This is a genomic window from Pseudomonas cyclaminis (assembly GCF_015163715.1).
GTDB classification, from domain to species: Bacteria; Pseudomonadota; Gammaproteobacteria; order Pseudomonadales; family Pseudomonadaceae; genus Aquipseudomonas; species Aquipseudomonas cyclaminis.
The window spans coordinates 23,147-40,270 of record NZ_JADDUM010000158.1 but is presented as its reverse complement, the minus strand read 5'-3'; the positions used below and the strand labels follow the sequence as shown (position 1 = coordinate 40,270).

17 protein-coding genes, 1 tRNA gene and 2 pseudogenes are annotated in these 17,124 nt (G+C 57.1%); 3 read left to right on the top strand and 17 right to left on the bottom strand.

The features are described 5' to 3' along the window. Positions 1-147: 147 nt before the first annotated feature. Positions 148-1,023, top strand: a complete 876-nt coding sequence (locus IQK56_RS19585; RefSeq protein ID WP_193861750.1) for a LysR substrate-binding domain-containing protein — start codon at positions 148-150, stop codon at positions 1,021-1,023. A gap of 58 nt (positions 1,024-1,081) precedes the next feature. Here IQK56_RS19585 and IQK56_RS19580 read toward each other — a convergent pair whose 3' ends face one another. The 11 genes and pseudogenes from IQK56_RS19580 to IQK56_RS19530 all read right to left on the bottom strand — a co-directional run bounded on the left by IQK56_RS19580 (position 1,082) and on the right by IQK56_RS19530 (position 11,859). Beyond that, positions 1,082-2,446: an MFS transporter gene (locus IQK56_RS19580; RefSeq protein ID WP_150761494.1), complete on the bottom strand. Its 1,365-nt coding sequence runs from the start codon at positions 2,444-2,446 to the stop codon at positions 1,082-1,084. A gap of 99 nt (positions 2,447-2,545) precedes the next feature. Further along, complete coding sequence (locus tag IQK56_RS19575) at positions 2,546-3,979, bottom strand: NAD-dependent succinate-semialdehyde dehydrogenase (RefSeq protein WP_150676397.1); 1,434 nt, start codon at positions 3,977-3,979, stop codon at positions 2,546-2,548. After that, a complete protein-coding gene (locus IQK56_RS19570) occupies positions 3,976-5,010 on the bottom strand; it encodes an aldo/keto reductase (RefSeq protein ID WP_193861751.1) in 1,035 nt (344 codons plus the stop codon). Before IQK56_RS19570 ends, IQK56_RS19575 begins: the two co-directional genes overlap by 4 nt. A 10-nt stretch (positions 5,011-5,020) precedes the next feature. Beyond that, entirely contained in the window at positions 5,021-5,533 is a 513-nt protein-coding gene (fae, locus tag IQK56_RS19565; RefSeq protein ID WP_150676399.1) for a formaldehyde-activating enzyme, read from the bottom strand. Between the two features lie 537 nt (positions 5,534-6,070). After that, positions 6,071-6,481 carry a YybH family protein gene (locus IQK56_RS19560; RefSeq protein WP_150761496.1) on the bottom strand — a complete coding sequence of 137 codons (411 nt, stop codon included), beginning with the start codon at positions 6,479-6,481 and terminating at the stop codon, positions 6,071-6,073. 211 nt (positions 6,482-6,692) lie between these two features. Next, a pseudogene (gene tnpC / locus IQK56_RS19555) lies at positions 6,693-8,228 on the bottom strand (IS66 family transposase). A 61-nt stretch (positions 8,229-8,289) separates the two neighbouring features. Beyond that, a complete protein-coding gene (gene tnpB, locus IQK56_RS31220) occupies positions 8,290-8,625 on the bottom strand; it encodes an IS66 family insertion sequence element accessory protein TnpB (protein WP_150676402.1) in 336 nt (111 codons plus the stop codon). Next, positions 8,622-8,978, bottom strand: a complete 357-nt coding sequence (gene tnpA, locus IQK56_RS19545) for an IS66-like element accessory protein TnpA (protein ID WP_341869532.1) — start codon at positions 8,976-8,978, stop codon at positions 8,622-8,624. The genes tnpB and tnpA overlap by 4 nt, the downstream gene beginning before the upstream one ends. A gap of 381 nt (positions 8,979-9,359) precedes the next feature. Further along, positions 9,360-10,094: an NAD(P)-binding domain-containing protein gene (locus tag IQK56_RS19540; protein WP_193861752.1), complete on the bottom strand. Its 735-nt coding sequence runs from the start codon at positions 10,092-10,094 to the stop codon at positions 9,360-9,362. Between the two features lie 123 nt (positions 10,095-10,217). Next, the gene (locus IQK56_RS19535) at positions 10,218-10,682 is read right to left on the bottom strand and encodes a MarR family winged helix-turn-helix transcriptional regulator (RefSeq protein WP_224794973.1); all 465 of its coding nucleotides are present in this window, start codon (positions 10,680-10,682) and stop codon (positions 10,218-10,220) included. A gap of 418 nt (positions 10,683-11,100) precedes the next feature. Then, entirely contained in the window at positions 11,101-11,859 is a 759-nt protein-coding gene (locus IQK56_RS19530; RefSeq protein ID WP_150761500.1) for an SDR family oxidoreductase, read from the bottom strand. 99 nt (positions 11,860-11,958) lie between these two features. On the opposite strand from IQK56_RS19530, the gene IQK56_RS19525 reads away from it, so the two are divergent. After that, entirely contained in the window at positions 11,959-12,549 is a 591-nt protein-coding gene (locus IQK56_RS19525; RefSeq protein ID WP_193861754.1) for a TetR/AcrR family transcriptional regulator, read from the top strand. A 79-nt stretch (positions 12,550-12,628) separates the two neighbouring features. Here IQK56_RS19525 and IQK56_RS19520 read toward each other — a convergent pair whose 3' ends face one another. Together IQK56_RS19520 and IQK56_RS31540 are read right to left on the bottom strand one after the other, a co-directional pair. Next, entirely contained in the window at positions 12,629-13,111 is a 483-nt protein-coding gene (locus IQK56_RS19520) for an isocitrate lyase/phosphoenolpyruvate mutase family protein (RefSeq protein WP_341869531.1), read from the bottom strand. A 47-nt stretch (positions 13,112-13,158) separates the two neighbouring features. Further along, on the bottom strand, positions 13,159-13,296 hold the full coding sequence (locus IQK56_RS31540; protein WP_318283952.1) for a phage regulatory CII family protein: 138 nt from the start codon (positions 13,294-13,296) through the stop codon (positions 13,159-13,161). Between the two features lie 236 nt (positions 13,297-13,532). On the opposite strand from IQK56_RS31540, the pseudogene IQK56_RS19510 reads away from it, so the two are divergent. Beyond that, positions 13,533-13,790, top strand: a pseudogene (locus tag IQK56_RS19510) (IS4 family transposase); the annotation flags it as partial. Positions 13,791-13,913: 123 nt separating this feature from the next. Here IQK56_RS19510 and IQK56_RS19505 read toward each other — a convergent pair. The 4 genes from IQK56_RS19505 to pheT form a co-directional block, all read right to left on the bottom strand. Then, positions 13,914-13,990: transfer RNA gene (locus IQK56_RS19505), tRNA-Pro, on the bottom strand. A 90-nt stretch (positions 13,991-14,080) separates the two neighbouring features. Continuing rightward, complete coding sequence (locus IQK56_RS19500; protein WP_003219935.1) at positions 14,081-14,437, bottom strand: MerR family transcriptional regulator; 357 nt, start codon at positions 14,435-14,437, stop codon at positions 14,081-14,083. Continuing rightward, positions 14,418-14,720, bottom strand: a complete 303-nt coding sequence (ihfA, locus tag IQK56_RS19495; protein ID WP_002553164.1) for an integration host factor subunit alpha — start codon at positions 14,718-14,720, stop codon at positions 14,418-14,420. The genes IQK56_RS19500 and ihfA overlap by 20 nt, the downstream gene beginning before the upstream one ends. A gap of 3 nt (positions 14,721-14,723) precedes the next feature. Beyond that, positions 14,724-17,102, bottom strand: coding sequence for a phenylalanine--tRNA ligase subunit beta (gene pheT / locus IQK56_RS19490; protein WP_122306114.1), 2,379 nt, complete (start codon positions 17,100-17,102; stop codon positions 14,724-14,726). Positions 17,103-17,124: the final 22 nt, after the last annotated feature.

Genomic DNA, 17,124 nt, shown 5'->3' with positions numbered 1-17,124 from the left:
CGGGCTTGCTCGCGAAGACGTCGGCCCAAACAACACTTGCATCAACCCATGCCACAGGAGTCAGATACACCCTAAACAATACTCACCAAAAATAATAAACCTGCCCGCGCACTACAGCGTCGAAGGCGGGTACGGAGTCACCCTTTCATGCGTCAACTGCCCTCGCTCAACATGCTGCGCGTCTTTGAAGAAGTCGCACGGCATCGCAGTTTCAGCCAGGCGGCTTTGGGGTTGAACGTCACCCAAGGCGCAGTCAGCCGTCAGATCAAGCAGCTTGAAGACTATCTCGGTGTGACGCTTTTCATCCGTACGCCCCAAGGCCTGTCACTGACCGAAACCGGCCGCGCCCTGTCAGCGCAACTGAGCGACGCCTTCGACCACGTAGAACGCGCCCTGCAAGCAGTGCGCGTGCCCAACCTGCGCCAACGCCTGCGCATCGTCGCACCACCGACCTGGGCCACTCGCTGGTTGTCGGCGCACTTGCGCGCATTCTGTCAACGCTACCCGGACATCAGCCTCAGCGTGACCCACCAAAACGGCTACGAGAGCCTCGCGGAAATCGACTGCCACATTCGTTTCGGCCTCGAAGCGGTCAGCCATTGCAACAGTCAGTTGCTGGTGATGGAACGGCACATCGCGGTGGCCAGCCCGGAGTTGTTCGTCAACGGCCAGCCGCCGGATCTGCGGCGGTTTCCGCTGCTGCACATCCTGCATGACGGCAAACGCTTGAAGGTGTGGGAGAACTGGTTGGCGGCGATGGGTCGCGAGGATGTCGATGCCGCGCAAGGGCTGGAATTCAGCACGCTGGACCAGGTGATTCATACGGCACTGGCCGGTGGTGGATTGGCGGTGATTGACCGACAGATGATTGAAAAGGAACTGGCGAATGGCAGCCTGTTGCCGATCACTGCGGTGGAAGTGCTTGGGCCTTATGGGTATTGGCTGGATGTGGCGAATGATAAGCAAGGGTTGTCGAAAGTGCGGTTGTTTACGGATTGGTTGGGATTGGTCAGCAATCCCTGAAACACCGACATTCAAATGTGGGAGCAAGCCCGCTCCCACATTGGGTGTGTGGTGGGTTTTAGATTGGGGCTGCGACTTTTGTGGCCACAGGCGCCCCGCTCTCCACTGGACTCTGCGCCTTGCACGCCTGGCTCAGCGTCAGGGATTTGGTCTCCGGCGCCCAAGCCCAGGAAATGATCGCCCCCAACGCCAGAATCGCCGCCAATATGCCCATGGTCGGGCTCAAGCCGATACCGGCCACGCTGACCGGCAACAGGAACGTGCTGACCGCAGAGCCCAAGCGACTCACAGCCGTAGCAAGGCCAATCCCGCTGGCTCGCACTTCGGTCGGAAAGCTCTCGGCCGGGAACACGCCCACCAGGTTGCTCACTGCCGACAACACCAGCGTGAACACGCCGAACACCAGCACCATCAGGAACGCCGCACTGCCCGGCAATACCGCCAGTAGGAGCAAGGCTACCGCAAGGATGATGAACGAATTGATCAGGAAGCCCCGCCGCGAGAACTTCACCGTGCACCAGATGCCGATCAACGCGCCGAGGATCAGCAGCATGTTGAGCATCAATTCGGTGCCAAAGCCCTCCGCCAGGCCCATGTTCTGCAGGATCGACGGCAGGAAGGTGTAGATAGCGAAGTACGGCATGACGATGCAGACGAAGAAAAGGCAGTTAAATGCAGTGCGTTTACGGTACTCACGACTGAACAGCACCGCGTAGCCGGAGCGGGTTTCGGTGGAGCGGGTTTCATCGAGTTCGACGTTATCGCCCAGGTGTTTTTTGACAATTGCCCGTGCTTCGGCGATTCGCCCCTGATTGACCAACCAGCGCGGTGATTCCGGGGTGCCGATCCGCGCAATCAGGATCAACGCTGCCGGGATCGCCGACGAGGCCAGCATCCAGCGCCAGGCGTCATCCCCCAGACTGAGCATCGCCGTACCGACGAAGGTCGCGGCGACGTAGCCGAAGGTCCAGATGACACTAAATGAACCGAGCAATACGCCGCGATGTTTTTTCGGTGAGAATTCGGCGAGCATCGCGTGCCCGACGCTGAAGTCGCCGCCCAGGCCGATGCCGATTATCACCCTGCAGAGGAATAGCTGCATCGCAGTTTCGGCGTAGAACTGCATGACCGAAGCAATGGTGATCAGGACAAAACTGACCAGGAAGATTTTCTGCCGACCGACCTTGTCGGAAATCCAGCCGAAGAACAGGCTGCCAACAAACAGGCCAATCAGTGCCGAAGCGCCGATCAGGCCTTGCCAGAAGGCATCGAGCTGCATCTGCGGGCTGAGCAATGTGAAAGCAATGCCGATCAGGCCCAGGATGTAGCCGTCGGTGAGATGCGCGCCGAACGTGAGACCGGCGATTTTGAGGTGGAAGCGCCCGATGGGCAGGTCGTCGATCTTTATCGATTGAGCGGACATGTTCGTCTCCAGTTGTTGTTATTGACGGAGAAATGAAACCGATAGCGCTTGAATCTGTGGGAGCTGACTTGCTCTCCCACAGAGGTTACGGTTGGGGGGCTAGAGGCCGCCCATCAACAGGTATTTGATTTCCAGGTAATCTTCCAGACCGTACTTGGAGCCTTCGCGCCCCAGACCCGATTCCTTGATGCCGCCAAACGGCGCGACTTCCGTGGAGATGATGCCTTCGTTGATCCCGACCATGCCTGCTTCCAGGCCTTCGGCCATGCGCCAGACACGGCCGATGTCGCGGCTGTAGAAGTACGCCGACAATCCGTAAGGTGTGTCATTCGCCCGTTGCAATACTTCAGCTTCGTCCTTGAAGCGAAAGCATGCGGCTACCGGGCCGAAGGTTTCGTCCTGGGCGATGAGCATGTCGCTGTTGGCGTCGGTGAGGATGGTCGGCTCGTAGAACGTGCCGCCCAGCGCATGTCTGCGGCCGCCGCACAACAGCGTGGCGCCTTTCGCCAAGGCGTCACTCACGTGCAACTCAACCTTGGCCAACGCCGCCGCGTTGATCAGTGGACCTTGCTCGGTCTCACCATCCAGCGCACTGCCGACGCGCATCGCGGCGACCGCTTCGGCGAGTTTGCCGGTGAACGCTTCGTAAACGCCGTCCTGGATAAAGAAGCGGTTCACGCAGACGCAGGTCTGTCCGGTATTACGGAATTTTGAGGCCATGGCGCCTTTGACGGCGGCGTCCAGATCAGCATCGTCAAACACAATGAACGGCGCGTTTCCGCCCAGTTCCAGCGAGACTTTTTTCAGCGTATCGGCCGCTTGGCGCATCAGCAGCTTGCCGGTGCGTGTCGAGCCGGTAAACGACAGTTTGCGCACGATGCCGGACGCTTGCAGCGCCCCGCCAATCGCCACGGCGTCACCTGAGATGACGTTGAACACCCCGGCCGGAATGCCCGCCTGCTCGGCCAACACCGCCAAAGCGAAGGCTGACAAAGGCGTCTCTTCTGACGGTTTGAGAATCATCGTGCAACCCGCCGCCAGCGCCGGACCGACCTTGCGCGTGACCATCGCCAGCGGGAAGTTCCAAGGGGTGATCGCTGCGACCACGCCGATGGCTTCCTTGACCACGATGATTCGCGCGTCGGCCTTGTGGCTGGGGATCACGTCACCGTAAGCGCGCTTGGCCTCTTCGGCGAACCACTCCAGAAAGCTTGCGGCGTAGACCACCTCACCCATGGCTTCGGCGAGCGGTTTGCCCTGTTCACGGCTGAGCAAAGTGGCCAGGTCTTTCTGGTTGCTCAGCATCAGTTCGCTCCAGCGCTTGAGGCGCTGGCTGCGTTCTTTGGCGGTCAATTTTCGCCAGGCCGGCAGGGCACGATTGGCCGCAGCGATGGCGAGGTTGGTTTCTTCGGCGCCGGCCCTTTGCACGTCGGCGATCAGTTCGCCATTGGCCGGGTTCAACACCGGATAGGTGACACCACCGCTCGACCATTGGCCATCGATGAAATTGCCATTACGGATCAGCGTGCTCATGCGACAGCCTCGGTCAGAGTAAAGCGTTCCAGACCCGGGCGGGCCGAGCGCAGGATGCGTTTGCCGGCGGTGTAATCGTTGATTACGTCGCACGGGGTGTAGTTGCGCTCCAGTTCCTGCAGTTCTTCGGCATCAAGTTTGGTCTCCAGCGCAGCCAGGGCGCTGTCGAACTGCGCAGTGGTGTCGGCTCCGACCAGCATGCAATCGACGCCCGGATGGTTGGCGACCCAGGCTTGGGCGATCTGAGCATTCGAAACGCCACGGGCGCGAGCCACGCGTTGCACCGAACGAGCAATCTCGAACGAGGCTTCGTCGCTGTACATCTGCTGGGTGAAAAAGTCGGTCTGGTTGCGGGTCGATTGCACGTCTCCGGTCAGCAAGCCGCGAGCAAGCGGGCTGAACACCGAGACGCCGATGCCTTGGTCGCGGCAGAACGGAATCATCTCGCGCTCTTCTTCGCGGTAGGCGCAGTTCAGTTGCAACTGCATGTTGATCGGCTTGACCCAACCATTGCGCTCGCAGGCCATGAGGATCTTCGCCAGTTGTCCGGTGAGCATGGTCGACACGCCGATGTAGCGGGCCTTGCCGGAGCGCACGATGTCATTCATCGCGCTCATGGTTTCTTCAACCGGAGTATTCACATCGAAATAATGCAGCATGAACACATCGACGTAATCCATCTTCAAGCGCTTCAGCGAGGCGTCGATGCTGTCCATGATGTGCTTGCGCGAATGGCCGCTGGCATTGATGCCGTTGCGGGTGCCGTAGCCAACCTTGGTGGTGATGACCACGTCTTCACGACGGGCCAGACGCTTGACGATGCGCCCGACCACTTCTTCACCGACACCAGCGGAATAGAAGTCTGCCAGGTCAATGAAGTTCACCCCATTATCGAGTGCATGGGCGACGATGGGCTCACTTTGCTTTTCATCGAAGATCCAGGGTTTCCAGTCCGCAGTGCCCATGTTCATGGTGCCCAGGCACAGGCGGGAGACTTGCAGGCCGGAGTTGCCCAAACGAATGTATTGCATGGCGCAGACCTCAGGCTTTTGGCGTGTAGAAAGGGTTGCTGATGTGACCGACCACGTCAGCCAGTTGCGCGGTTTCCGGTTTGCCGGTCAGGGCGGCACGGATCGCGGTGCGGCAGGCGTTGTAGTTGTTCAGGTACACCGCATCCAGGTCATCACAGGCCGGGTTGACCCAGTTGGCCGTTACAATCGCCCACTCGTCCTCGGCTTCCGGCGGCAAGGTGCCGTCCAGCAGCGCCTCCAGAACAGCTTTAGCGATCCCCGCCTGGGACGCGCCCCAGGTGGCGTTGCCGTGCAAATCGCTGCTGATCGCGGCTTTGTTGACGTAAAGGGTCATCGGCTTGACCGGAATGTTCGGCTGGGCGATCACCATAAAAGGGCAATGCCCCTGGCTCGGCGACGCCAGGCTGTTGGCAAACGCCTGCCCCGCCGGACCGTTACGCGGACCGATCAGAATGTTGATGTGTGCGGCGTTCACGCCCGGGCCTTCGAAACCTTCACCGATGTACAGGTCGAGTTCTTTCATGAGTCGTTACTCTTTTTGGATTTTTTGGGTGATCAGAAGCGCACGCGGATCGTGAAGATCGGGTGGTAACCGTCGGGGTACGAAGAGCGCAGCACAGGGCTGGCGAGGACGCGGCAGTGGGGCTTAGTCATGATTGCAAACGCTCTTTTTTGTTGTTGATGAGCTGTGTTTGCGATTTTTTAACACCGTGGACTAGAGGGGCTGTAACCATTAAAAGTCATGGGGGCATGAGTTCTCCTCATACCCAGAAATTTTGTGCGTGTGATTGGAAGATGGGCTGACCTGCGCAGCCTGGCTCTCGGCAGCTGTCCGATACCGATGCAGCCCAATCCTGACCACCAGGCGCACTGGAAGACTTGAGCGACTTTAGATAGGCAGGCTGATGATTGACCTGCCAGCCAGAGCAGTCACAGATAGTCATGAGTGTCAGGCGCGTAAGCGTCTGGCAGACACACCTTGCTGATAGCTAAACTGCCGCCTTTCGTTGTGTGTGATGGAGCCTACTTGCAGGAGATAGGCACTACCCCTTTTGACGTCCTACGATCCGACGACGCTATCAAGTAGCGTCGTCCCATAGGAGTTGTCCACTACGCATAGCCACTTTTCCGTGATTTGTCGAAACACGTAGGTCGCCCTGCGCGAAATCTCAATTTTCACACCGGCCTTATCCGTGGCCTGTAGCAAGGTCTCCATGATAACGAGAGCTACATCACCTCCTTGTATAACTTGGATCTCCCCCTGTGTGACAACGATGCTGTTATTGAAATGATCCGCAATGGCGACAAAAGCTCGGCGGATGCTCTCTTTGCCTGAGACGGTCAATCCTGGTTTGACCACGAGACTGGCGTCATCCGCATAAAATTTCATCAGTTCGTCGAAGTCTTCGGCTGTGATAGCGCGATCAGCGGCCTCGATTGTTTCTTTGAGAGTTCGGGTAAGTGCGTCCATTCCTGTGCTCCTGTATGAGCCTCAGAAGCAGGAATGAAAAACCCCGCTTTTGAGGCGGGGTTCGGCAGATCGTACGCAGCCCCACCAACTATGTGAAGGCGATAATAATTGAACTTGCGCAACGGAAACTGTAACTGTTCATGGCATGAATCTGCCGCATAAAGCCAAGAAAATCAACTGATACAATCCTGTATGGACACACTGTTTGCCACTACACCGGTCTCCACTGATGCGGCAGCAACTGGCCGATCTCACTCACCCGCTGCGTCGGCAACCGAGTTAGCACATCTTTGAGATAGGCATACGGATCATGCCCATTCAGCCGTGCAGACTGGATCAAGCTCATGATCGCCGCCGCTCGTTTACCACTGCGAAGCGACCCGGCAAACAACCAATTCGAGCGCCCGAGAGCCCATGGTCGGATCTGATTTTCGACTGGATTATTGTCGATGGGCACAGCTCCGTCATCAAGGTAGCGCGTCAGCGCTACCCAGCGTTTAAGGCTGTAATCCAGAGTTTTGGCCGTTGCTGATCCGTTGGGCACCAGATCGCGCTGGGCCAACATCCAGTCATGTAACGTTGCGATTATCGGAGCAGCCTTTTCCTGCCGTATTCGCCAACGATCCTCATCGCTCATGTCCCGTGTTTGGCGTTCAACTTCATATAGGCCGCCAATTGAGTGCAGTGCTTGTTCGGCCAACTGGCTTTTATTCGCCACGTGCAGATCAAAAAACTTGCGGCGGGCATGAGCCATGCAGCCGATTTCAGTCATGCCTTTCTCGAAGCCTGCCTTGTAGCCGGCAAAGTCGTCGCACACCAATTTTCCGTTCCAGGAGCCGAGGAAGTTGCGCGCATGCTCGCCCGCTCGGCTTGGACTGAAGTCGTAAACAACGGCTTTGAGCGCCGAAAACGGTGTCGTGCTGTAGGCCCAGACATACGATCGGTGGGTTTTCTTCTCGCCGGGTGCCAGCATTTGCACCGGAGTTTCATCGGCATGAATTACGCTTTCGGCCAGCACCGCTTCGCGCAACGCATCGACCAAAGGCTGAAGCTGTACGCCGGTTTGTCCAACCCATTGTGCCAGCGTTGAGCGTGCGATCATCAGCCCTGCTCAGCCAAAGATTTTCTCTTGGCGGTACAGCGGCAAGTGGTCGGCGAATTTCGCCACCATCACATGCGCCAGCAGGCCTGCGGTCGGGATGCCCTTGTCGATTACCTGGGCCGGCACCGGCGCCTGGATCAGCGTTTCGCACTGCCGGCAGGCCCATTTCCCACGCACATGCTGTTCGACGGTGAACACGCCGGGTGTGTAATCGAGCTTCTCGCTGACGTCTTCGCCGATGCGTTGAAGCTGGCAGCCGCAGGTGCACTGCGTATTTTCTGGCTCGTGACGGATCACGGTGCGTGGGAACTGTGGTGGCAGCGGCGCACGCTTGGGTTTTTGGCGTGGCTCGGTCGGTGCAGGTCGCGGATTGACCGCGTTTAGCTCTGCTTCGATGGCTGCAATATCAGCATCGAGCAGGTCATCTAGCAAGCTGCCCTGGTCAGGATTGAGCTGTTCGCTGCGCTTGGCAAACTTGTGCCGCTTGAGGATGGCGATCTCATGTGCGAGTTGCTCGTTGACCGTTTCCAGGCGGTGGATTTTCTGGCCCATGGAGTCGACTTGGGACAGCAACTGAATGGCCTGTTCGGCCAAGGCGCGCAGCTGTTCCGGTGTCATCTGGTCGAGATTGGGAGAGGAAGTCATGCCGCTGATTCTGCCAGAGCAGGCCTTCAGCGACGATAAACCGATAGGCTAATAGCCGGTGCTACAGCACTGTGATCGAACCACCCGCGCCGACCCGCTGCCACGGCAAACCCAGTACCAAGGCTTGAAGTTGCTCGTTATCGAGTTCGACTTCCGATCCGTGACGGATGCCGGGCCATTGAAACTTGCCTTGGTTTAATCGTCGCGCTGCAAGCCAGATGCCCACGCCGTCATGCACCAGGACTTTCATCCGGTTAGCGCGGCGATTGGCAAAGAGATAAGCACTGTGCGGCTTCGCCGCACCGAATACCGCGATCACTTTGGCCAGTGCAGTCTCGGTACCGGCGCGCATATCCATGGGTTCGGTGGCGAGCCAGATAGAGTCGATGCGGATCACTGGGCAAGCTCACGGATAAAACGGGCGCACCCTTCAGGGTCTGAAGATGGCCAGTGCACGGTTAATTTTTGCTGCCCGAAAGGGATCTCGATACTGACAGGCATTTGCTGATAAGGCCGAGTCGCGGGCTCTAGTTTCATCGGGACGAAAGCGGGCAACGCCGGCGCCTGACGATCATGATAAACGGGTATCCATTTTCGAACCAAGTTAGCGTTGATGCCATGGCGCAGGGCTACCCTGGCCATGGACACGCCAGGTTGCAGGCATTCCTGGACGACTTGGGCTTTGAAAAGTTTGGGATAAGAAGTTCTTTGGCGCATGGCAATCCTGAAGATAAGGGCGATGGTGTCCACGTATTTTTAAGTGGAGAACATCGCCCTTATCGCAGGGATCGGGTAGGTGACTTCGCCGGACGCTTACTCAGGCGCGGAGGCGAAGGCCTGGGATCAGTGGCGGGGAAACCGGGCGCGCGAGCTGAAGGTGGTGTTCGCCAATGATGCCGGCCCGACCCTCAGGAAGAATGGCAATCTCGCCGGTCGAATCTCATTTTGTAGGGACGGCGTGTCGGGCTGCTTTTTTCAGCGCCGAGTCCAGGAAAGGTGCGACATCCACCGCTCTTATCCGGACGCTGAGCTTGGTACTCTTCTGCTCTGCCCCTTTTAAGTGAACAGTTGAATTCGACAACTTGATCAGTTAAGGGTGATTCTAGATAAGAATCCCCCTAAATCCGATAGTCAGATCGTCATGGCGCGATTCGTGGCAACAATTTGCGCGTGAGTGAACTGACTGCCGGGAGCCATGAACCTGGCGATCAGTGCGTCGCGGTTCTGTGGCGCTCGTGCTTTGTCTGCTGCCTGCAGCGCCACTTTCAATTCGGGCAATGTCAACTCGGTACAGTAGGCAGGTGTACCTGGTTGCTGGCGCCATGAGTCTTCAAGAGTGCCTGCGGCAAGCGCGATAAAGCCCGTATCCTCGACAAGATCCTGGGCGATTGCCTCAGCATTAATATCATCTCCGGCAACAGGTAAGGCGATGCGCTCTGAAGACCTCGCTGGTTGACCCTTGTCGGCAAGAGTCGCTGCGAGAACAGCGTTCCAAGCCTTAATCACCGGGCGGCCAATCTGTTCACTTACCCAGATGCTCTCAGGCTTGCCGTTGTCAACTTCCTTGATCGCCCCGTCGCGCCCAGGATAATAATTGGACGTGTCAATGACGACGGTTTTCGCCGGAACACTGCTCAACGTCTGTTTGAGATCCGGGTATTTTGCGAAGGGGATTGAGAGGACAACAACGTCTACCCCGGAAACCGCATCTTCCTTGGTTACTGCGTTCACGCCGATTTCATTGGCAAGGTTCCGGATACTGCTAGGGTCTTTCGAGTTTGCCAGCTTAACTTCATGGCCGCACGCAGCGAGCTTACGGGCAAGGGTAGCCCCAATATTGCCGGCGCCGATAATACCGATTTTCACTTCAACCTCCTTTACTACAACCAATACTCAAGTGACTGTTTGGTTGGATATGCGAATGAATTAAGCGTGTCACACAGCCTTGAGGGGGCCCGCATGTCGACTGGCTCAGGTAAATCAGGCTATTTAAGAATCGCTGTCAGTAATCGGCACACGATCCATATGCATGCGGTTGTCCGGAGCGCTTTCGTCTGGGTAACCGAGCGCATCGAGTGTTTGTCGAAGCTCATCGATACCCCGCTCATCAAGCTGGCAAGCTGACTTAATTTTGCTAGTGATTCCCCGAATTTCAGCTTCCAACATGCGGCTATTAGGCGTCAGGTCGATCATCACGCGGCGCTCGTCGGCAGGATCCCGTGTGCGGCTGACGAGTTCGGCAACCTCAAGCCTTTTCAGCAATGGCGTTATGGTTCCAGCGTCCATCGCAAGCCGGGTTCCGAGTGCTCCCACAGTGAGTGGCGAACCGTTTAGAAGCTCCAGGATGACCAGGTACTGAGGGAAGGTTAGGCCCAACGGATCCAGATAGGGCTTGTGCAATCGCACGACCCGATTTGCCGCCGCGTAGAGTGAAAAAGACAGCTGGGTACCCACTCGCTTCCGGCTTGAGGTCATTTCATAGCTCACTATTATATAGTGCGCTATATATTCTAGAAGGAGAGTTACCCTGTCAACCGACGCCGTCGGCGCTCGACGAATGGCTCATTTAGCTAAGTAGAATATGCCTTACAGTTACTGTGATTTGAGGCGGACGCCTGGTCATGCGGTAGGGATGGCCAATCCCACTTGCCAGATGCGCAGGCCAGCGTTTCAGGCTGTATCGGACTGCTCCGCTGTCGGCCAAATTTATGGGCGTGAGATTGCGCACCGCATCCATGGATGCGCTCCAATTGGCTGATCAGCTGTGCCGCCCTTTTCCCAAGATGAATAGGAGCAACAAAAAAACTGTGCGCCCAGCAGGCAGATGCTAGCTACTTTTTTGGACGCATCAGGTGTGCCCACAAGGTAAACGTTACTCTGCTGGTGGTTTGTATCCGGCAAGCATTTTCAACACCTCATCATGTGAACCGCTCGCTTCAGCAAACCGTAATGGCTTGGCGCGCTCGACTACGAGTTCCAGTGGGGTCGGAACAGTCTTGAGCAGTTCGAAGATTTCATCCAAAAAATCCTCCAATGGCATCGCGTGCTCGTCATTTTCCTGCCCAAGTAAGGTGGTACGTACCCCTGGTGGCGCAAGCTCGATGACCTCGACTGGCGAGGCTTCTAGCTGCACTCGAAGACTTTGAGTGAACGAGTGAACCGCCGCTTTAGTTGCACTGTAGGTCGGTGTGGCAGGCAGCGGTACGAATGCCAACGCCGAGCTGACATTCACTATCGTTGCACGGGTCTGCTTGATCAGATGGGGAGTGAATGCGTACACCATGCGAATCGTGCCAAGTAAGTTCGTTGTCACGATATCTTCGGCGGTGTTCAGGCTTTCCGGATCGGTCAGATCCTCCCAGTGCATGATCCCAGCGTTGTTTATGAGAACGTTCAGATTCGGATGGCTGATCGCAAGCGCTTCGCTGGTGCGTTGGATGGATTGGGCATCAGAGACGTCCAGCAATACTGATTCAATGCCAGGATGTTCCGACACGATCTTGTCGAGCAGAGACTTGCGACGTCCCGCGATGATGACTTTGTTGCCCGCCTTGTGAAATCTTAGCGCCAGACCGAGGCCGATGCCTGAGGTGCCGCCAGTAACCAGAATCGTGTTGCCAGTGCTGTTCATAGTAAACTCCAGAAACGATGCCTAAGCGGACAACTGTCCACTTCCAAACCGTACCGGACAACTGTCCGCTTAGCAATACAATGAAGGAATATTTTGCTCATGCCTGATGAGTTGGTAATGCGTTCTGACGCCAAGAAAAACCGGGAACGGATTCTGGAGGTCGCAGTAATAGAACTGACAAGTGATCCTACGATTGCGTTAAGTACGATTGCGAAGAAGGCAGGGGTAGGCCAAGGCACGTTCTATCGTCACTTCCCTACTAGGGAGAAGTTGGTATTCGAGGTCTATCAATTCGAAATGCAGCAGGTGGCCGCGTTGGCGGAGGAGCTACTGGCGACAAAACCACCTAAGGAAGCCCTCCGAGAATGGATGGACTGCCTCGCTGAATATGCAATGACAAAGGCAGGACTCGCTGCTGCGATCCAACAAGCTGCTTCCGTTTACGAGTTCCCTGGGAAGTCGGGATACGCTCCTGTCCAAGGAGCTGCCGAGTTGCTTTTGAGGGCAAATGAACAGGCAGGAACGATTCGTAGCGGGATTACAAACGACGACTTTTTTCTAGCCATCGCGGGAATATGGCAAATGGATGCCCAAAGCGAATGGCGCTTGCGTCTCGCCAGATTGATGAATCTGGTGATGGATGGTCTGTGCGCTGGCAGCCCCGAAAGCCTGAAAAAGAATAACGCCTAGCACCAAAATCAGGACACGCGTCGGCGAGACGCGGTTGAAGGCCAGGATCTCATGACGCTTTATTTCACCTGTTTCAAATTCAATTTGAATCATCTCCTGACTTCAAATAAGTTTTCGCCCACTCACGGTAATTGTCCGAGAGTGTGTATTTAGAAAGCAGATCAGGAAGCGAAAGCTCGCTTCCTTCTGTGCCGCTTTGTTCGCGCAGCGCCTCGTACGTGGCTTTGATTGCGGACAAGTACGGTGCATGCCCATTGACCACAATCCGTACATTGGCAGCACTCAGTTTCTCAACATCACTAAGAGCCGGATTTCCATAATTGATCAGCATGATCGGCACACTGAGATGTGCCGTGAGTGCTTCCAAGTGGTGGAAGTCTTTCACCCCGACGAGGCAAATCGCGTCGGCCCCGGCTTTTTCATAGGCCGTCGTGCGTGAAATGGAATCTTCCAAGGTGGTAACGGCCATAGTCGTTCGGGCGATGATGCTGAGCGCATCATCTGAACGGGCAAACCGCGCAGCGTAAATCTTGCTCGCGGCTTCTTCCCTCTCGATAAGCACATGCGACTGCTCGTCGTACTTGGCAGGGAGGTGGGTGTCTTCCAGCGTTAGGGCAGCCGGTGCGAGTCATCGTTGGGGTTGCTGCGATTGAGCAGCGCGGTATGGCTCATGCCCATAAGGTGAGCCAGTTGCTCTGGCCCCGCCTCCAGAACTGCCTCATGTATTGCGCGATGTACCTGTTCCATTTCGGGAAACCTCTTCGTGGTTGTCGTGGCGGAACGTCAAGCTCGGAGCGAAGATATGCGCCCTCGATCAAGGCTGCTTTAATCGAGATTAAAGATTCGGCTCATGGCCTGAGTTGCGGAGATAGGCCCAGTCACCATCGGGTCGGAGTTCCTCACAGGTCACCGCCCTGCTCGACTCCCGCTCAAGGTTGATAGCGAGGCCTGGGCCTGCTCGGCGAAAGCCGCGGGCGATCTGCTTGAGGTTGCAGGTACGCAGCGGATATGAGGGCATGCAGATTGCCTTGCCGCCAGAGCCCTTATCGATCCCAATCCCTGAAGCAGGATTGGCTCCGTACTTACTGACGCTGGCGAAAAACGTCCTACCTAAAGCGGTCGCCAAGAGCAAACGGGGGTCGAAGGTGCCTAAACCCAAAGAGTGGCTGGAAGGCAAAGCCGCGAATGCTCACGTGTCGACGGATCGGGTGCTCAAGGCAGCTAAGCTCAAAAGACCTTGAAAGGGCTGCTCCTTACACCTAAATATCACCGAAATCACCGGGTAGTTTTGCGCGGGTTTTGCGCAGACACAAAAAAGCCGATCTATCTGATCGGCTCAACTGTCTGATTTCACTCAGAAATAATGGTCGGGACGGAGTGATTCGAACACTCGACCCCTAGCACCCCATGCTAGTGCGCTACCGGACTGCGCTACGCCCCGACTAGGCGTGTTACTGGGTTTGCTTCGCAACGAAGCGATCAGGAATATACCGCAAGCTTTTGAAATGTGGAAGTATTTTAAAAGCCTGTATCACTTCTTCAAAACCACCAGCACATCTTCGAGTTCGGAGATCATCTGGCGGATCATTTGCTTGTATTGGGTAGTGTCGTCTTTGGCTTCATCACCGGACATGCGCTGGCGCGCGCCGCTGATGGTGAACCCCTGGTCGTACAGCAACGCACGGATCTGTCGGATCATCAGCACATCCTGGCGCTGATAATACCGACGGTTCCCGGTGCGTTTGACGGGGTTGAGTTGAGGAAACTCCTGCTCCCAATAGCGCAGCACGTGCGGTTTTACCGCACAGAGCTCGCTGACTTCACCGATGGTGAAGTAGCGCTTGCCTGGGATGACGGGTAGCTCGTCGTTATGACTTGGTTCCAGCATAAGCCTCAACTCGGGCCTTCAACTTCTGCCCTGGACGAAAGGTGACCACACGGCGAGCCGTGATCGGGATTTCTTCTCCCGTTTTTGGATTGCGGCCAGGCCGCTGGCGTTTGTCCCGCAGGTCAAAATTGCCGAAACCGGACAATTTGACCTGTTCGTTGTCTTCCAGAGCGTGTCTGATTTCTTCAAAAAACAGCTCGACCAATTCCTTGGCCTCGCGCTTGTTCAGACCCAACTCTTCGTACAGACGTTCCGCCATCTCAGCTTTCGTCAAAGCCCCCATACGTCACTTCCTTAACGTGGCGTTCAACCTTTGTTCGAGCGAGGTGAGGATATTTTGTGTCGTGGTATTCACCTCATCGTCATTAAGAGTGCGCGATGGATGCTGCCAGGTCAAGCCAACTGCAAGGCTTTTTCTATGCGGATCAATGCCTTTACCCTGATAGACGTCAAATAGCCTGAGGTCTGTCAGCCATTCCCCTGCATTTTCACGGATTACATCCAGAACAGCAGTGGCGGCGACTTCACGGTCGGCGATCAGGGCCAGGTCGCGGCGCACTTCCGGGAAGCGCGACAGCTCGCTGAATTTAGGCATCTTGCCCGAGGCCACTTCAGCCAAGACCAGCTCGAAAACGAAGACCGGACGGTCAAGGCCGAGGGTTTTCGACAGTTCTGGATGGATAGCGCCAACGAAGCCGACCAGCCGACCGTCACGTTCAATACGTGCTGTCTGGCCCGGATGCAACGCTGGGTGGCTGCCTGGCACGAAGGTGAACGCATCCAAGGCACCGGCAAAGCCCAGCACGGCTTCCACATCAGCCTTGACGTCGAAGAAGTCCACGGCGTCGCGGCCCTGTGCCCAACCTTCAGGCAAACGGCTGCCGCAAACCACACCAGCCAGCATCGGCTCTTGCTTCAAGCCATCGAGCTGACCCACGAAACGCAGGCCGCTTTCAAACATGCGCACGCGGTCTTGCTGGCGGTTCAAGTTATGGGAAAGCGCTTTCACCAGACCCGGCCACAGCGACGAGCGCATGGCGGCCATGTCGTTGGAGATTGGGTTGGCCAGCAGCAGCGGCTCGACGCCAGGGTTGAACAGTTCGAACTGTCTCGGGTCGATGAAGCTGTAGGTCACCGCCTCCTGATAACCACGGGCAACCAGCAGACGACGCAACTCAGGCAGGTGCGCACGCGCCTCGGCCTTGGGTTGCGGTGCCAGGCGCGCTTGCGGGTAACGAACCGGCAGGCGGTTGTAGCCGTACAGGCGAGCCAGCTCCTCGATCAGGTCGACTTCCAGGCTGATATCGAAGCGATGGCTTGGCACTTCAACATGCCACTGCCCTTCTCCACCGGCAGAAATACCGAGGCCGAGGGCCGACAACAGCTGCTCGATTTCAGCAGGCTCGATAACCAGGCCGAGCATTTGCTCGACGCTCTTGGCGCGCAGGGTGATCGGTGCCACCGACGGCAGATACTGTTCGCTGACGGTCTCAGTGATCGGACCGGCTTCGCCACCCGTGATATCCAGCAGCAGGCCAGTGGCGCGCTCCATGGCCTCACGGGCCAGTTGCCAGTCCACGCCACGCTCGTAGCGGTGCGATGCATCGGTGTGCAGGCCATAGGAACGGGCCTTGCCAGCGATAGCGATTTGATCGAAGAACGCGCTTTCAAGGAAGATATCGCGCGTGGTCGCGGAGACACCACTGTGCTCGCCACCCATCACGCCGGCAATCGCCAGAGCGCGGGAATGGTCGGCAATTACCAGAGTATCGGCGCGCAGGGCCACTTCCTGGCCGTCGAGCAATACCAGCTTCTCGCCTTCTTCAGCCATGCGCACGCGGATGCCGCCATTGATCTCGGCGAGATCGAATGCGTGCAGCGGCTGGCCAAGCTCCAGCATCACGTAGTTGGTGATGTCGACGGCAGCGTCGATGCTACGCACGTCGGCGCGGCGCAGGCGTTCAACCATCCACAAAGGGGTTGGCTTGGACAGGTCAACGTTGCGGATCACGCGGCCCAGGTAACGCGGGCAGGCGTTTGGCGCCAAAACCTCAATCGGCCGCACTTCATCGTGTACGGCAGGCACAGTGGCCACCACTGGACGGGTAACCGGGGCGTTGTACAGCGCGCCCACTTCACGGGCCAGACCGGCCAGGGAAAGGCAGTCGCCACGGTTCGGGGTCAGGTCGACCTCGATGCTGGCGTCTTCCAGTTCCAGGTAAATGCGGATGTCCTGACCCACTGGCGCATCGGCCGGCAGTTCCATCAAGCCATCGTTACCTTCGCCTACCTGCAGCTCGGCCTGGGAGCACAGCATGCCGTTGGATTCAACGCCGCGCAGCTTGGCCTTCTTGATCTTGAAGTCGCCCGGCAGTTCGGCGCCGATCATGGCAAACGGGATCTTCAGGCCCGGGCGCACGTTGGGCGCTCCGCACACGACCTGAAAGGTTTGCGCGCCATTGCTGACCTGGCACACACGTAGCTTGTCGGCGTCCGGGTGCTGCTCGGTGCTCAGCACCTCACCCACGACCACGCCACTGAAAACACCGGCGGCCGGCGTAACGCTATCGACCTCAAGACCGGCCATCGACAGACGAGCTACCAGCTCGTCGCGATCTACCTGCGGGCTTACCCAGCCACGCAGCCATTGTTCACTGAATTTCATCCTGCTCTCCTAATGATTCGTT